The organism is Nonomuraea sp. JJY05 (genome assembly GCF_043496855.1).
Lineage (GTDB): Bacteria > Actinomycetota > Actinomycetes > Streptosporangiales > Streptosporangiaceae > Nonomuraea.
The window spans coordinates 103,947-120,213 of the sequence record NZ_JBIEIS010000013.1 but is presented as its reverse complement, the minus strand read 5'-3'; the positions used below and the strand labels follow the sequence as shown (position 1 = coordinate 120,213).

Below are 16,267 nucleotides of genomic sequence, written 5' to 3'. Positions count from 1 at the left end.
ACCGGCTGGTCAGACCGATCCCCCGCAGACCAACGCTACGCGGAAGGACGAAAGCCAGCCCAGGGCGGCTCCCTGGACAGGGCCGTAGCCGGCTACGGCCGTGTGGGCGGCGCCCACTTCACGGGAGGTCGACAGTCAGGCCATGGCGGTGTCCTGTGCGGGGCCATGGGCGGCTACGACCGTGTGCACAGCGCCCACTTCGTGGTAGGTCGAGAACCACTTCGCCGGAGCGGGAGGATCAGACCAGTGTGGCGCCCTGGGTGGCGCAGTGGGCGGCGGCTACGGTCGTGTGCGCAGCGCCCACTTCGTGGTGGGTCGAGAACCGCTTCACCGGAAGGGGAGGTCAGGCCAGTGTGGCGCCCTGGACCGGGCCGTGGGCGGCTACGGCTGTTTGAGCGGCGCCTGTGGTGGTCAGGCTGAGGGCCAGGTCGCGGGCGTGGAGGGCGTCGATGGCCAGGAAGGCGCACGTCGGGCCCGACCCCGAGACGATCGCGCCCAGGGCCCCGTGCTGGCGGCCGGCGTCCAGGGTGAGCGCGAGTTCCGGCCTCAGGCTGAGCGCCGCCGACTGCAGGTCGTTGCTCAGGTGGGCGCCCAGGGAGTACGCGTCGCCCATGCCCAGCGCCTCCATCAGGGAGTTGTCCAGCTGAGGCCAGGGCACCTCGGCCCCTTCGGCTGCCCTGAGACGGTCGCACTCGGCGTAGACGCTGGGCGTGGAGAGCCCGCCGTCCGCCAGCGCGAACACCCAGTGAAACGTGCCCCCGGTGGGCAGTTCGCTCAGCTGCTCACCGCGACCGGTGCCGACCGCCGTGCCCCCGAGCAGGGAGAACGGGACGTCACTGCCGAGGTCTCCGGCGATCTCCATGAGGTCTTCGAACGGCAGCCCCAGACCCCACAGCTCGTTGCAGGCCACCAGCGCACCGGCGGCGTCAGCGCTGCCGCCCGCCATCCCGCCCGCCACGGGGATGTCCTTCTGGATGATCAGATCGGCACCGTACGTGCGACCCGCGTGCTTGGCGAGCGCCCGGGCGGCCCGGATCGCCAGGTTGCTCTCATCGGTCGGCACCTGGTCGGACCATTTCCCGCTCACCGCCACGGTGATCGACTCGGACTCCTTCGCTACCACCTCATCGAAGATCGAGACTGCGTGGAAGACGTTCACCAGGTCGTGGTAGCCATCTTCCCTGAGCGGGCCGACAGAAAGCTGTACGTTGACCTTCGCGGGCACACGTACGGTCACCGAACTCATCGATCTTCTGCCACTCTCATCACTTGCCGGGGTCAAGGACACTCGATGTTATCGAGGCACGCCGCCCTGACATGCGGTTCTCGAAAGATGACCTAGGGAACGCCCAACTCCTCAACACGCAGAGTCAAGTTCGTAGAGATTTGCCCGAATCCCCCATCCGCTCGAAATCTGCCGGGCGAGGACCTCGTTGAACGGCCTGGTCAGCGGGCTCAACAAGCGCAGCATCCCGGCTGGCATCCTGTTCTCTCCTTTGATCTGCAGGCCCAGCAAGGCCGCGATGAGCTCGTTGACCTTCGTGAGCGGTAGCGCCTCGGGGCCGCCCAGGTCGGCGGACCAGCCTTGTGTGGTCGTTGTCGGTCGGACGTGGCTATGCCATCCCGCAGGGAGTGCGCCATGATCACCCCGATCAGGCCGGTGTGCCGCCGAAGAAACTCGGCAAAGAGACCCCCGCCGAGGTCATCGCCGTCTACGAGGATGCCCGCAAGCAGTCCTCCCAACGGGCGTCGGGTGGGCGGGGAGCCGATACCCTGGGGAGGTCATGAATCTGGTCAATCTTGAGTCGGTTTCCCATGCGTACGGGCCCAAGCCGCTCCTCAGCGACGTATCCCTGGGCGTCGAGGCGGGCGAGCGCATCGGTGTCGTCGGGCGCAACGGGGGCGGGAAGACGACCCTCCTGTCCGTGATCGCGGGAGCGGTGCGGCCCGACAAGGGGCGGGTCACGCATAACCGGGGCCTGCGGGTCGGGTTCCTGTCGCAGCAGGACACGCTCGACGCGGGCGCCGCCGTGCGCGAGCTCGTCCTCGGCGGTAGGGCCGAGCACGAGTGGGCCGGCGATCAGGGCGTACGCGAGATCCTCGCCAACCTGATCGGCGATCTCGACCTCGACGCCAGGGCCGGCGATCTGTCCGGTGGGGAGCGCAGGCGTACGGCGCTGGCGCGGCTGCTCATCGACGACCACGACCTGATCATGCTGGACGAGCCCACGAACCACCTCGACATCGAGGCCATCGCCTGGCTGGCGGGGCATCTGGCCGCCAGGAAGAGCGCCCTGGTGGCCGTGACGCACGACCGGTGGTTCCTCGACGCCGTGTCGAGCCGTACGTGGGAGGTCGTGGACGGGCGGGTCGAGCGGTATGAGGGCGGCTATGCCGCTTATGTGCTCGCGAAGGCCGAACGGGCGCGGATCGCGCAGGCCGCCGAGGAGCGCCGCCAGAATCTCATGCGCAAGGAGATCGCCTGGCTGCGCCGCGGTCCGCCGGCCCGCACGTCCAAGCCGAAGTTCCGCATCGAGGCCGCCCAGGCCCTGATCGCGAACGAGCCTCCGGCGCGCGAGACCGTCGAGCTGATGAAGTTCGCCGCGGCCCGCCTCGGCAAGACCGTTTACGACCTTGAGGACGTCACCCTGCACGCTGGCGGGCCGGACAGCGGGCCGCTGGTGCTCGACGATCTCACGTGGCAGTTCGGCCCGGGCGACCGCATCGGGCTGATCGGGGTGAACGGCTCCGGCAAGTCGTCGGTGCTGCGCCTGCTCGCCGGCACGGTGGTGCCCGACTCCGGGCGCGTGATCAAGGGCAAGACGGTACGCCTGGCGCACCTGTCCCAGGAGCTGGCCGAGGTGGATCCGGCGCGGCGGGTGCTGGAGTCGGTGGAGGAGGTACGCAAGTACCTCCAGGTCGGCAAGCGGGAGTGGACGGCCTCTCAGCTGCTCGAACGCCTGGGGTTCAAGGGCGAGGCGCAGTGGAAGGTCGTCGGCGACCTGTCCGGCGGTGAGCGGCGGCGGCTGCAGCTGCTCAGGCTCCTCATGGACGACCCCAACGTCCTGCTGCTCGACGAGCCCACCAACGACCTCGACATCGAGACGCTCAACGAGCTCGAGGACCTGCTGGACGCCTGGCCGGGCACGCTGGTCCTGGTGAGCCACGACCGCTACTTCCTGGAGCGGGTGACCGATCGCTGCGTGGCGCTGCTCGGTGACGGCAAGCTCTCGTTCCTGCCCGGCGGGGTGGACGAATACCTCGAACGCCGCGCGGCCGGGACGGCCCTGACCGCCCGCGTAGGCACCGTGGGGCAGCCGTCCGCTGCCGCCGTCGCGATCACGTCCGTTCCCGACCAGGGGAAGGACGCGCTGTCGGCGCTGTCGGCCAAGGAAGAGCGCGAGCTGCGCAAGGAGCTCAACCGCCTCGAACGCCAGCTCGACAAGCTGAGCGACCAGGAGTCCCGCCTCCACGCGGCCATGGCCGATGCGGCCAGCGACTACGAGAAGCTGGGGTCCCTGGACGCCCAACTGCGCGAGATCACCGCCCAGAAGGACACGATCGAAGCGGAGTGGCTCGAGGCCGCCGACCGCCTGGGCGACTGACGCTTCGCATCCGTCGGGGCGTGGTGGTCGGGCGCTTGGGCGACTGGCGCTTCACGTCACGCGAGGCGGAGTGGCTCTTGGTGGTCGACCGTCTGCGCTTTGCGTCACGCCCGGCGCATGGTGGTCGGCCGCTTGGGTGGGTGCGCGCTTGGCGGCACACCCGCCCGATGGGAGGTGTGGTGTGCGGGGCTCCAGGGAGGGTGGGCCGCGGCGCGGGCGTGATGCCTGCTCGGGTGGGTCGCCGGGGCTAGTGGGGGGAGTCGAAGGGGGCGAGGAGGGTGCGGAGGAGGCTGGAGAGGGTGCGCTGATCGTCGGGGCCGAGGCCGGACAGGAGTTCGCGTTCCCGCCGCAACAGGTCGGCGAAGGCGGCATCCACGCGGGCGAGACCCGGGTCCGTCAAGGACACCAGGACGCCGCGGCGGTCCTCGGGGTCGGGGCGGCGGCGCACCAGGCCGGCCTGGGCGAGCCGGTCGATGCGGTTGGTCATCGTCCCCGAGGTGACGAGCGTGGCCCGCAGCAGGGCACCGGGGCTGAGCTCGTACGGCTTGCCGGCCCGCCGCAGCGCCGTCAGCACGTCGAACTCCCACGGCTCCAGGTCGTGCTCGGCGAACGCCGCCCGCCTGGCCCGGTCGAGATGCTTGGCCAGCCGTGACACCCTGGAGAGCACCTGGAGCGGCTCGACGTCGAGGTCGGGGCGCTCCGCGCGCCAAGCCGCGACGAGGCGGTCGACCTCGTCTCTAGCATCCTCCGTCATGACACAAGAGTGTACTGTCTTGACATCGAGATATCTCTCTCGATATCAATTATCTTCATGTCAAGAGATATTTGGGACCCGGTGACGTACGCGGTCTACGCCGACGAGCGGTCGCGGCCGTTCATCGAGCTGATCTCCAGAGTCGGGGCGGTGGACCCCGATTATGTCGTGGACGCGGGCTGCGGCAGTGGTGAACTCACCGTTGAGCTGGCCAATCGCTGGCCCCGCGCGACCGTGGAGGGTTACGACTCCTCGCCCGCGATGATCACCAAGGCCCGCGGGCTGGGGTCCAAGGTGCGGTTCGCGGTGGCGGATGTGGCCACGTGGCGTCCCGACCGGCCGATGGACGTGATCGTCTCGAACGCCGTCCTGCAGTGGGTGCCGGAGCATCGCGACGTGCTGGAGCACTGGGTCGAAGATCTGGCCCCGGGAGGCTGGCTGGCGTTCCAGGTGCCGGGCAACTTCGACGCGCCCAGCCACGTCGTCATCCGGGAGCTGTGTGCCTCCCGCGCCTGGTCCGACAAGCTCGACGGCGTCCTCAGGACACAACCCGTCGACGACCCCCTCGACTATCTGGACCTGCTCAACCACGGTGGTTCGCAGGTGGACGCGTGGGAGACGACCTACACGCACGTGCTCCAGGGTGAGAATCCGGTGCTCGACTGGGTCTCCGGCACCGCCCTGCGCCCGCTCTTCGACCGGCTCGACCCGGACGAGCAGCGGCGCTTCAAGCAGGACCTCGCCAAGTCGCTCGCCGAGGCGTACCCGGCCAGGAGCTACGGGACGCCCTTCCTGTTCCGGCGGATCTTCGTGGTGATGCAGAAATGATCAGAGCGCTGCATCACGTCCAGCTCGCCGCGCCCCGGGGCAGCGAACCGGAGTTGAGGCGCTTCTACGAGGGTGTGCTGGGGCTGCGGGAGGTGCCCAAGCCGCCGGAGCTGGCCAAACGCGGTGGGGTATGGTTCAGGGGCGAGGGTGTGGAGGTCCACCTTGGCATCGAGGACGACTTCAGGCCCGCGCGCAAGGCGCATCCTGCCTTCCTGGTGGACGACCTCGACGCGTACGCCACCGGCATGGAGCCCGACCTGCTCTTCCCCGGCTACCGGCGGATCTATCTCGCGGACCCCGTCGGCAACAGAATCGAGCTCCTGCAGGCCGTGTGATGTTCACCTCAGGGTGGCATGATGTTCCGAAATCGGACTCTTGCGAGGTGTGGTGGGCATCGAGATCGAGGACAAGTTCGACGTTCCTCCCGACTACGCGATTCCGGACCTGAGCCGTCTGGGCGAGGTCATGGGCCCGAAGAGCCATCAGCTGGTGGCTCTGTATTACGACACCGCCGACCTGCGGCTGGCGGCCCGAGGCGTCACGCTCAGGCGGCGGCGAGGTGGCGACGATGCCGGCTGGCACCTGAAGCTTCCCAAGGCCAAGGGCGTGCGCCAGGAGATCACTCATCCCCTGACCCGCAGCACCAAGGTCGTGCCCGAGGAACTGGCCGAACTCGTCCGCGCCTACACCCGCGGCGCGCCACTCCAGCCGGTCGCCGAGCTGGACACCCGCAGGAGCGTCACCGTCCTGCTCGACGACGGCGTCAAGCTCGTCGAGGTCGCCGACGACCGCGTCAAGGGCACGGTGTTCGGGGCGGAGCCCAGGATCGTACGGTGGCGCGAGGTCGAGGCCGAGCTGCTCGCCCCCGATCGCCAGGCCGTCCTCGCCAAGGTCGGCAAGCGCCTGAGGAAGGCCGGCGCGACGCCCTCGGCGGTCGCCAGCAAACTCGCCAAGCTGCTCGAACCCGCCCCGCTCCCCAAGGCCCCCACCGAGCCGGGAACGGCGGGCGAGATCGTCGTCGCCTACCTGGCCGGGCAGGTCAACGCCCTTCTCGCGCAGGACCCCCGCGTGCGCAGGGCCGAGGACGACGCCGTCCACCAGATGCGCGTGGCCGCCCGCAGGATGCGCAGCGCGCTCAAGGCGTTCAAGAGCGTCGTCGCCGACACCGCCCGGCTGCAGGACGAGCTGCGCTGGCTCGGCAACGTGCTCGGCGAGGCCCGCGACCTGGAGGTGATCAGGGCCAGGTTCGCCAAGGAGCTGGCGAGGCTGGAGCCCGAGCTGGTCCACGGCCCCATCCAGGCCAGGCTCGGTACGGATCTGCTCGAACGCGAGCAGGAGGCGTACGGCCGCATCAAGGAGACACTCAGCGGCGAGCGCTACTACACCCTCCTCAACGCGCTCGATCAGCTCGTCTCCGCCCCGAAGCTGCAGAAGGCGGCGGCCAAGCCCGCCCAGGAGAAGCTCAGCGCCATCGCGGCGGCCGGCTGGAACCGGGTGACGAAGGCCTACGAAACCGCTCAGGCCATAGAAGACCCGGAACGTCGCGAAATAGCCATGCATGACGTGCGCAAGGCCGCCAAACGCGCTCGTTACACCGCCGAAGCCCTCCAACCCACCCTCGGTGCGAACATGGGCAAGCTGGCCAAACTTTCCGAGAACGTCCAGGAGGTCCTGGGAGCGCACCAGGACGGCGTGGTGGCGCAGGAGACGCTGGCGAAGGAGGCCGAGAGCGCCCGCCAGGCAGGCGAGGACACGTTCACGTACGGAGTGCTCATCGGCATCGAGCGCAGCGCGGCCGAGCGGGCGTACGCGGAGTTCCCCAGAGTCTGGGCAGAGACGGTCGGGGCGGTTATGAAGGTTCTATGAGGAACCTTCCCACCATCCCCTTCGAGCGCGGCAGCCTGCTGGAGGTGCCCGCCGCGTACCGCGACCTGCGGGCCGAAGCGGGCATCGCGAAGGTACGCACCCGGACGGGTGACGAGGTCTGGCTGGTCAGCGGCTACGAGGACGCGCGCAGCCTGTTCAACGACCCCCGGCTCGGACGCTCGCATCCCGAGCCGGAGAAGGCCGCCAGACTGTCGGGCTCGGCCATACTCGGCGGCCCCCAGGGCGACATCGCCACGGAGAAGGCCGAGCACGACCGCATGCGCAAGCTGTTCATGCCATCCTTCTCGGCCCGCAGGATGAAGGCGCTCAGCGACGACGTCGGCGCGCTCGTGGACGAGCGGCTCGACCACCTGGCCAAGCTGACGCCGCCGGTCGACCTGCACGCAGAGCTCTCCTTCCCGCTGCCGGTGCTGGTCATCTGCCGGCTCCTCGGCGTGCCGTACGAGGACAGGGACTACTTCGGGGGCGTGTCGTACCGCTTGGGCGACATGCTGGACCTGGAGAAGGGCCAGGCGGCGCGGGAGGAGCTGGGCGCGTACATGGCCGGGCTCATCGAGCGCAAGCGGCGCGAGCCGGCCGAGGACGTGCTGTCCGACCTGGCGAACGAGCTGGACGACGACGGGAGGATCGCCGACCTCGCCGGCACGCTGCTGTTCGCCGGCCACGAGACCACGGTCAACCGCATCGACTTCGGCGTGCTGCTCCTGCTCGCCAACCCCGGCCAGCGCGACCTGCTCATCGCCGATCCGGGGCTGGCGCCCGGCGCGGTCGAGGAGATCCTGCGGATGGCCGCGCCGAGCCTGCACGGCCTGCCCAGGTACGCCCACGAGGACATCGAGATCGGCGGCCACACGATCCGCCGGGGCGAGGCCGTGGTGCTCACCCCGGGCGCGGCCAACCGGGATGAGCGGATCTATCCGGATCCGGATGAGTTCGACATCCGCCGTCCGCAGACCGACCCGCATCTGAGCTTCGGATACGGCCCGCGCTTCTGCATCGGCGCCAGCCTGGCCAGGGTCGAACTGGTGGCGGTGTTCAGCAGGCTGTTCCAGCGCTTCCCCACGCTGCGGACGGCCGTGCCCGTCGAGGAGCTGCCCCGCAGCGAGGGGCGGATCGCCGACGGCTTCGCGAAGCTGCCGGTCGCCTGGTGAGCGGCGCGGGCGGTCAGGCCGCGTAGCGCTCGACGCTGACGACGTGCCCGCCCACCCGCTGCAGCACGGCGAACGCGCCCTTGCGCAGGTGCAGGTCCTTGCCGCTCAACGATCTGATCAGCTCGGGCAGCACCTTGCGGTGGCTGCACACGGCCGCGGGCACGGCGATCTCCCTGACCATGGCAGGCGTCTTCTGCGAGTCCTGCCCCTCCTCGCTGAGGAGGGGCTCCAGCTTGAGTTCGGTCCCGTACGGCTCCAGGGTCTGGACGCATCGGGCGCTGGGGGAGCTGATCAGCAGCTCGGGCCGGTAGGCGGGCAGCGCCGTGGCCAGGTGCGCCGCCTGCGACTGGCCGTCGGTGTCGAGCGGGCGCAGCGCGTCGTCGCCCTGCCACTCGTGCCTGGATCCGGCCGAGCCGTGCCGTACGAGGACGAGGGGTACGGTTTCCAGCGGCGCCGCCCTCAGCGCGCGCAGCAGCCCCAGATCCCACTCGTACGTCAGCAGCCGCCTGGCCTCCTCCGACGGCAGCCAGCGCAGTTCGTCCACCTCGTCACCGGGGGAGAACCCGTCGTCGGCGGCCACCCGCGCCGTCCAGTAGTCGACCCGCTTGAGCCGCCCGGCGCTGAGGTAGTGGACAGGCGGCAGCGCGCGGCCGAGCAGCACGGTCAGCCCGGTCTCCTCCCGCACCTCGCGCAGGGCGGCGGCGATCACGTGCTCGCCGGACTTGAGCTTGCCCTTGGGGAAGGTCCAGTCGTCGTAGTTGGGCCGGTGGATGACGGCTACCTCGGGGCGGCTCTCCTCGCCCCTCCAGACCACGGCTCCGGCGGCGCGGAGCGGGTCAGTCGTCAACGGTCCTCCAGCGGCGCGTGCTGATGAGACGACTCTGCGGGTCCTCGCCCGGGTGGCGGGCCCACGTGCCGTCGGAGTGCAGCACCCACGCGTTCGTGGTCTCGGCCATGGCCAGGTCCATCAGCTCGATGAGATAGGCCTTGTGCTGCGGTGAGGTCACCTTGACCAGGGCTTCGACGCGGCGGTCGAGGTTTCTGCGCATGAGGTCGGCGCTGCCGATCCAGACCTCGGGCCGGCGGCCCAGGCCGAACTCGTAGACCCGGGAGTGCTCAAGAAAGCGCCCCAAGACCGACCTTACGCGGATATTTTCGGACAAATCTGGAATGCCGGGGCGGAGGCTGCAGATGCCCCGCACCCACAGGTCCACCGGCACGCCCGCCCTGGACGCCCGGTAGAGGGCGTCGATGATCGGCTCGTCCACCAGGGAGTTCGTCTTGATCCTGATCCGCGCCGGGCGCCCCGCCTCCTGGTGGGCGATCTCCCGCTCGATCCTGGCCAGCAGCCCGCTGCGCATCGAGTGGGGCGCGACCAGCAGCCGCCGGTAGGCGGAGTGGTTGGAGTAGCCGGTCAGGTGGATGAACAGGTCCGTCACGTCCTCGCCGACCAGCGGGTCGGCCGTGAGCAGGCCGAAGTCCTCGTACTGACGGGCGGTCTTCGGGTTGTAGTTGCCGGTGCCGATGTGGCAGTAGCGGCGCAGCTCGCCCGAGGCCTCCTGGCGGACCACGAGCGCGAGCTTGCAGTGGGTCTTCAGCCCGACCACGCCGTAGACGACGTGGCAGCCGGCCCGCTCCAGCTTGCGCGCCCAGGAGATGTTCGCGTGCTCGTCGAAACGGGCCTTGATCTCCACGACCACGACGACCTGCTTGCCCGCCTCGGCCGCGTCGATCAGCGCGTCCACGATGGGGGACTCGCCGCTGGTGCGGTAGAGGGTCTGCTTGATCGCCAGGACCCGGGGGTCTGCCGCGGCCACCTCGATGAAGCGCTGCACGCTGGTGGCGAACGAGTCGTACGGGTGGTGCAGCAGCACGTCGCGCTCGCGCAGGATCGAGAAGAGGTCGTCCTCGGCGCTGATCACCTCGGCGGGCACGAACGGCCGGTAGCTCAGCTCACCCCGGTCGAGATCGGCGATGGCGTGCAGGCCCGACAGATCGAGCGGCCCGGGCAGCCGGTAGATCTCGTGCGGCGCCAGCTCCAGCTCCTCGATCAGCGGCGCCAGCACCTCCGGGGTGATCGTGTCCTCGACCTCGAGCCGCACGGGCGGGCCGAACCGCCGCTTGAGCAGCTCCTTCTCCAGGGCCTGCATGAGGTTCTCGGTGACGTCCTCGTCGACGTCGAGGTCCTCGTTCCTGGTGACGCGGAAGACGTGGTGCTGGAGGATCTCCATGCCCTTGAAGAGCTGCCCCAGGTGGGCCGCGATCACATCCTCAAGAGGGACGAACCGGTCCTTCGAGGCCTGCACGAACCGCGGCAACTGCGACGGGACCTTGACCCGCGCGAAAACCGTGTGATCGGTCGCCGGATTCCGCACCAGGACCGCGAGGTTCAGGCTGAGCCCGGAGATGTAGGGGAAGGGGTGCGCGGGGTCCACGGCCAGCGGCGTCAGCACGGGCCTGATCCGCTCCCTGAACAGCTTGCGCAGCTCCGTACGCTCCTCGCGGCCCAGCTCGTCCCACCTGACGATCTCGATGCCCTCGGCGGCCAGCTGGGGGGAGATGTGGTGGTGGAAGGCCGCGGCGTGCCGCCTGGCCAGATCGTCCGCGATCGTGGCGATCCTGGCCAGCTCCTCGCGCGGCTTCAACCCGCTCTTGGTACGCAGCAGCAGGCCCGTGGCCATGCGCCGTTTCAGGCCCGCGACCCGTACCCGGAAGAACTCGTCGAGGTTGCTGGCGAAGATCGCCAGGAAGCGCACCCGCTCCAGAAGGGGCGTCGACGGATCCTCGGCCAGATCGAGCACGCGCTCGTTGAACTGGAGCCAGCTCTCTTCACGATTGAGAAACCGCTCCTGAGGCAGGGGCAGGTCGTTGGCGGGTTGGAACGGTTCCGCGGACATATGGCCTATATTGCCCCGTTTGGTTGAACAGAACGTTAACGCGGTCGCAACGGCTTATCCCGGAAAGTCAACCACGCTCAACCCAATCGTCACTCAAGACATCCCCCCTGTTCAAGCCCACCGCGGGACCGTCTTCCCGAACGCGCCCCCGCTGCCGACGTCGGGGAGACGCGCTTGGAGCCCCAGGGGATCGGGGGCTATTCCGGGTGGTCCGCCTGTTCCAGGCGGGCCGTGCGTTCGGCGAGGCGGGCCTCGCGCTGGCGGATCTTCTCCTCGCGCTCCCGCGCCTTCTCCGCCTCCTTCAGCACCCGCTCGCGCTCCTTCTCGGCCTCCTTGAGCAGCCGCTCCCGCTCCTTGAGGTCCCGCACCCGCGCCTTCTCCGCCTCCTTGAACTCCCGCACCCGCGCCTTCTCGGCCTCCTTGAGCTCCTTCTCGCGCGCCTTCTCCAGCTCGCGCAGCTCCTTCTCGTTCGTACGCGGCTTGGCGGGGACGGGGCCCGGGGCGGGGACGGAGACGGGCTGCTCGCGGGAGGCGGCGGTGATGGCCGGGTGGGGGTTGAGCCCGGTCAGGCCGTTCCAGGCCAGGTTGACCAGGTGGGCGGCGACCTCCTCGCGGCCCGGCTTGCGGACGTCGAGCCACCACTGCCCGGTCAGCGCGACCATGCCGACCAGCATCTGGGCGTACATGGGCGCGAGCTTGGGGTCGTAGCCGCGGGAGGCGAACTCGTCGGCGAGGACGTCCTCGACCTGGCTGGCGATCTCGCTGATGAGGCTCGCGAACGAGCCGGTGCCGGAGGCGGCGTGGGAGTCGCGCACCAGGATGCGGAAGCCCTCGCTGCTCTCCTCGATGTACTGGAGCAGCGCCAGCGCGGCCCGCTCCAGTTTGATCAGCGAATGGGACGCGGCCAGCGCCTCGGTGATCATGCCGAGGAGCTTCTGCATCTCGCGGTCCACGACGACCGCGTAGACGCCTTCCTTGCCGCCGAAATGCTCGTATACCACGGGTTTCGACACCTGTGCGGTAGCTGCGATTTCCTCGATAGAGGTCCCGTCGAACCCCTTCTCCGCGAAGAGGGTGCGGCTGATGCGGATCAGCTGCTCTCTACGCTCGCTACCGGACATGCGCCTGCGAGTTGGGGGTTCGGTCACGGTTTCCATAATGACGGCCACGGGTGCGTGGCCGTTCACCGGCTGATCTACGTCAGGCAATGCGCTTCGCCGCCAGCCGTTCAGGCGTCGGCCAGCGGACGTCGTACACCCAGCCGAGCTTCTCGAAGATCCGGATGAGGCCGGCGCTCAGGTCGATCTGGCCCTTCAGCGCCCCGTGCCGGGCGCAGGTCGGGTCGGAGTGGTGCAGGTTGTGCCAGGACTCGCCGAAGGACGGGATGGCCAGCCACCAGACGTTGCGCGACTTGTCGCGCACCTGGAACTCCTCCTCGCCGAAGACGTGGCAGATGGAGTTGATCGACCAGGTCACGTGGTGCAGCAGGCCGATGCGGATGAGCGAGCCCCAGAACAGCGCGGTCAGCGCGCCCTGCCAGGACCAGGTGAGGAGCCCGCCGAGCACGCCGGGGAGCACGATGGAGGTGAGGGCGATCGGGCCGAACCACTTGTGCAGCTTCATGATGTCGGGGTCCTTGACCAGGTCGGGAGCGTACTTCTCCCGGTTGGTCCGCTCACTCTCGAACAGCCAGCCCATGTGGGCGTACATGAGGCCCTTGGACAGGGACTTGAAGCCGGGGCCGAAGCGCCACGGCGAGTGCGGGTCGCCCTCCTTGTCGGAGAACTTGTGGTGCTTGCGGTGCGTGGCCACCCAGTCGAGTACGGACATCTCCAGCGACAGGCTGCCCGCGATGCCCAGCGCGATCTTCAGCGGCCGCTTGGCCTTGAACGAGCCGTGGGTGAAGTAGCGGTGCAGGCCCACGGTCACGCCGAGCCCGGAGACCACGTAGAAGACGAAGGAGATGGCGATGTCCGTCCAGCCGAGACCCCATCCCCACGCGAACGGCACCGCGGCCGCGATCGCGATCAGCGGCAGCCCGACGACGAGTGCGAAGGTGACGAGTTCTGCCTTGGATCTGGGCTCGGGCTCGAATTCGGGCTTCGGCGTCGGGGCTGAACGCTCGGCGACAACGGTCATGGACGACCTCCAACGGCATGTATGAGGATGTATGTCCGGGCTACGCCACCGTAACCTACGCCAGCGTAAGTAAGGAAGCCCTAAGCCGTGAATGTGGGGAACATGACGCTCTGCAGAACAAGGTGGGTGGGGTTCGTGCCTTGCGCCATTTAGGGCGGTCTGTTATGCGGTCGGCGTGCCGCGCACCCGCCACTACCTGGGGCTTCGCGTCCGAGCCGGGTGCGGGGCGCAATTACGGGCGCGCGCCGGGGTGCGGGATCGGTATCGTAGGGATGTGTCGGACGCCACGTGTCCGATCTGTCCCGGATCGTCTAATCGGCAGGACAAGTGGTTTTGGTCCACTTTGTAGGGGTTCGAGTCCTCTTCCGGGAGCTGTGACGTGCTCCCCGGCGCGAATGTTCGGGGTGCGGCCAGGTATCCTCACGGTGTCGGGAGGGTAGCGGTGCGGTAGACGTACCAATTGCCCTGATCCGTCCAGTCACAGGGAGCCGCAGTCCGTGAGTGTGCCGCGCCCGGCAGCCGTCATCGTCCTCGCCGCCGGCGAGGGCACCCGGATGAAGAGCCAGACCCCCAAGGTCCTGCACGAGCTATGTGGCCGTGCGCTGGTCGACCACATGCTCGCAGCCGCCCGGGGCCTCGGTCCCGAGCAGCTGATCGTCGTCATCGGCCACGCGCTCGAGCGGGTCGGCGGCCACCTGGCCGCCACCAGTCCCGACGCGCGCGCCGTCGTCCAGCATGAGCAGCGTGGCACCGGCCACGCGGTCCGCACCGTGCTCGAAGAGGTCGGCGTGATCTCCGGCACAGTGCTGGTCACGTACGGGGACGTGCCCCTCATGCGCCCGCAGACCCTCGCCGAGCTGCTCGAACGGCACGAGGCCGAGGGCAACGCGGTCACCGTGCTGACGGCCAACGTGCCCGACCCGACCGGCTACGGGCGGATCATCCGCGACGAGAGCGGCGCCGTGCTGGAGATCGTCGAGGACAAGGACGCCAGCCCGGAGCAGCGCGCCATCAAGGAGATGAACTCCGGGATCTACGCCTTCGACGGCTCGCTGCTCGCCGACGCCGTCAAGCGGGTGTCCACCGACAACGCCCAGGGCGAGGAATACCTCACCGACGTCCTGGCCATCCTGCGCGGCGACGGCCACCGGGTCGGCGCCTGCGTCGCGGGCGACTTCGTCGAGGTCGAGGGCGTCAACGACCGCGTGCAGCTCGCCGCCGCCCGCAAGGTGCTCAACCAGCGCCTGCTCGAAGACCACATGCGCGCCGGGGTGACGATCATCGACCCCGGCAGCACCTGGATCGACGTCGGCGTGCGGATCGCGCCCGACACGGTCATCCACCCCGGCACCCAGCTCCACGGCGACACCGTGATCGAGACCGGTGCCGAGGTCGGCCCCGCCACCACGCTGACCGACACCCGCGTCGGCGAAGGCGCCGTCGTCCGCAACGCCGTCTGCGACAGCGCCGACATCGGTCCCGAGGTCAACGTCGGTCCCTACGCCTACCTCCGCCCCGGCACGGTGCTCGGCCGCAAGTCCAAGGCCGGCACGTTCGTCGAGATGAAGAACACCAAGGTCGGCGAGCGCTCCAAGGTGCCCCACCTGTCCTACGCGGGAGACGCCACGATCGGCGACGACGTCAACATCGGCGCCTCCACCGTCTTCGTCAACTACGACGGGGTCAACAAGCACCAGACGACCATTCGCGACGGTGCGTTCGTCGGCTGCGACACCATGCTCGTCGCCCCGGTCACGGTCAATGACGGGGCCTACACGGCGGCGGGTTCGGTGATCGTCGACGACGTGCCTCCCGGCGCCATCGGCGTGGCGCGTGCGCGGCAGCGCAACATCGAGAAATGGGTCTTGCGCAGGCGCGCGGGCACGAAGTCGGCCGCGGCCGCCCAGCGGGCGCTGGCCGAGCAAGAGCAGCAGGAGAGTGGCAAGTGAGCAGCATCAAACAGCCGGGCGAGAAGAACCTCATGCTCTTCTCCGGCCGGGCCTACCCTGAGCTCGCCGAGGAGGTGGCTCAGCACGTCGGCGTCTCCCTCACCCCCACCAAGCTGATCGACTTCGCCAACGGCGAGATCTACGCCCGCTATCTGGAGTCCGTACGCGGCTGCGACGCCTTCGTCATCCAGAGCCACACCGCACCCATCAACAAGTGGATCATGGAACAGCTGATCATGGTCGACGCGCTGAAGCGGGCCTCCGCCAAGCGCATCACCGTGGTCATGCCGTTCTACGGCTACGCCCGCCAGGACAAGAAGGGCCGGGGCCGCGAGCCCATCACGGCCCGGCTGATGGCCGACATGTTCAAGACCGCGGGCGCCGACCGGCTGATGTCGATCGACCTGCACACCTCCCAGATCCAGGGCTTCTTCGACGGCCCGGTCGACCACCTGTTCGCGATGCCGGTGCTGGAGAGCTACCTCAAGAACAAGCTCGACCTGGAGAACACCACCATCGTCTCGCCCGACACCGGCCGCGTCCGGCTGTCGGAGCGCTGGGCCGACACGCTCGGCACGCCGCTGGCGTTCATCCACAAGCGCCGCGACCTCGACGTGGCCAACCAGGTGAAGGTCAGCGAGGTCGTCGGACGGGTCCGCGGCCGCACCTGCGTGCTGATCGACGACATGATCGACACCGCCGGCACCATCTGCAAGGCCGCCGACGCCCTCTACGAGCAGGGCGCCACCAACGTGATCGTCGCCGCCACCCACGCGGTCTTCTCCGACCCGGCGGTCGACCGGCTGAAGAACTCCCGGATCTCCGAGGTCATCGTCACCAACACGCTGCCGCTGGCCGAGGCCAACAGGTTCGACAAGCTGACGGTGCTGTCGATCGCGCCGCTCATCGCCCGCGCGATCACCGAGGTCTTCCAGGACGGCTCGGTCACGAGCTTGTTCGAGGGTGACACCTGACCAAGTAGACTGGCACGGTTGCGCTCGTAACGCCTTTCGCTAGGGCGAGTGAGGGAGAGCGCCGACACCCACCGACCCAAGCA

At 69.0% G+C, this 16,267-nt stretch carries 13 protein-coding genes and 1 tRNA gene; 8 read left to right on the top strand and 6 right to left on the bottom strand.

The window, feature by feature from the left end; translation table 11 throughout:
* Positions 1-343: 343 nt before the first annotated feature.
* A complete protein-coding gene (locus ACFKCF_RS22120; protein ID WP_394496213.1) occupies positions 344-1,246 on the bottom strand; it encodes a 4-(cytidine 5'-diphospho)-2-C-methyl-D-erythritol kinase in 903 nt (300 codons plus the stop codon).
* 538 nt (positions 1,247-1,784) lie between these two features.
* Between ACFKCF_RS22120 and ACFKCF_RS22115 the strand changes: the two genes are divergently transcribed.
* Entirely contained in the window at positions 1,785-3,605 is a 1,821-nt protein-coding gene (locus tag ACFKCF_RS22115; protein ID WP_394496212.1) for an ABC-F family ATP-binding cassette domain-containing protein, read from the top strand.
* 247 nt (positions 3,606-3,852) lie between these two features.
* Here the strand turns inward: ACFKCF_RS22115 and ACFKCF_RS22110 are convergent, their stop codons facing one another.
* Entirely contained in the window at positions 3,853-4,359 is a 507-nt protein-coding gene (locus ACFKCF_RS22110) for a MarR family winged helix-turn-helix transcriptional regulator (protein WP_394496210.1), read from the bottom strand.
* Positions 4,360-4,416: 57 nt separating this feature from the next.
* Here ACFKCF_RS22110 and ACFKCF_RS22105 point away from each other — a divergent pair, with 57 nt between their 5' ends.
* From ACFKCF_RS22105 to ACFKCF_RS22090, 4 genes are read left to right on the top strand one after another with little or no spacing between them, the layout of a single operon-like run.
* Positions 4,417-5,187 carry a trans-aconitate 2-methyltransferase gene (locus ACFKCF_RS22105; RefSeq protein WP_394496209.1) on the top strand — a complete coding sequence of 257 codons (771 nt, stop codon included), beginning with the start codon at positions 4,417-4,419 and terminating at the stop codon, positions 5,185-5,187.
* Positions 5,184-5,522, top strand: a complete 339-nt coding sequence (locus tag ACFKCF_RS22100; RefSeq protein ID WP_394496207.1) for a glyoxalase — start codon at positions 5,184-5,186, stop codon at positions 5,520-5,522. Before ACFKCF_RS22105 ends, ACFKCF_RS22100 begins: the two co-directional genes overlap by 4 nt.
* Positions 5,523-5,574: 52 nt before the next feature.
* Positions 5,575-7,053, top strand: coding sequence for a CHAD domain-containing protein (locus ACFKCF_RS22095; protein WP_394496206.1), 1,479 nt, complete (start codon positions 5,575-5,577; stop codon positions 7,051-7,053).
* Entirely contained in the window at positions 7,050-8,225 is a 1,176-nt protein-coding gene (locus ACFKCF_RS22090; RefSeq protein WP_394496204.1) for a cytochrome P450, read from the top strand. The genes ACFKCF_RS22095 and ACFKCF_RS22090 overlap by 4 nt, the downstream gene beginning before the upstream one ends.
* A gap of 13 nt (positions 8,226-8,238) precedes the next feature.
* Here ACFKCF_RS22090 and ACFKCF_RS22085 read toward each other — a convergent pair whose 3' ends face one another.
* From ACFKCF_RS22085 to ACFKCF_RS22070, 4 genes are all read right to left on the bottom strand, one after another.
* Entirely contained in the window at positions 8,239-9,072 is an 834-nt protein-coding gene (locus tag ACFKCF_RS22085; RefSeq protein ID WP_394496202.1) for an NUDIX domain-containing protein, read from the bottom strand.
* The gene (locus ACFKCF_RS22080; RefSeq protein WP_394496200.1) at positions 9,062-11,122 is read right to left on the bottom strand and encodes an RNA degradosome polyphosphate kinase; all 2,061 of its coding nucleotides are present in this window, start codon (positions 11,120-11,122) and stop codon (positions 9,062-9,064) included. The genes ACFKCF_RS22085 and ACFKCF_RS22080 overlap by 11 nt, the downstream gene beginning before the upstream one ends.
* Positions 11,123-11,319: 197 nt before the next feature.
* Positions 11,320-12,243, bottom strand: coding sequence for a TetR family transcriptional regulator (locus ACFKCF_RS22075; protein WP_394496455.1), 924 nt, complete (start codon positions 12,241-12,243; stop codon positions 11,320-11,322).
* A 79-nt stretch (positions 12,244-12,322) separates the two neighbouring features.
* Positions 12,323-13,261 carry an acyl-CoA desaturase gene (locus tag ACFKCF_RS22070; RefSeq protein ID WP_394496198.1) on the bottom strand — a complete coding sequence of 313 codons (939 nt, stop codon included), beginning with the start codon at positions 13,259-13,261 and terminating at the stop codon, positions 12,323-12,325.
* Positions 13,262-13,561: 300 nt separating this feature from the next.
* On the opposite strand from ACFKCF_RS22070, the gene ACFKCF_RS22065 reads away from it, so the two are divergent.
* The 3 genes from ACFKCF_RS22065 (at position 13,562) to ACFKCF_RS22055 (ending at position 16,184) form a co-directional block, all read left to right on the top strand.
* Positions 13,562-13,633 (top strand) — tRNA-Gln (locus ACFKCF_RS22065).
* 125 nt (positions 13,634-13,758) lie between these two features.
* Positions 13,759-15,210 carry a bifunctional UDP-N-acetylglucosamine diphosphorylase/glucosamine-1-phosphate N-acetyltransferase GlmU gene (gene glmU, locus ACFKCF_RS22060; protein WP_394496196.1) on the top strand — a complete coding sequence of 484 codons (1,452 nt, stop codon included), beginning with the start codon at positions 13,759-13,761 and terminating at the stop codon, positions 15,208-15,210.
* Entirely contained in the window at positions 15,207-16,184 is a 978-nt protein-coding gene (locus ACFKCF_RS22055; protein WP_394496194.1) for a ribose-phosphate diphosphokinase, read from the top strand. Before glmU ends, ACFKCF_RS22055 begins: the two co-directional genes overlap by 4 nt.
* The last annotated feature ends 83 nt before the right edge of the window (positions 16,185-16,267 follow it).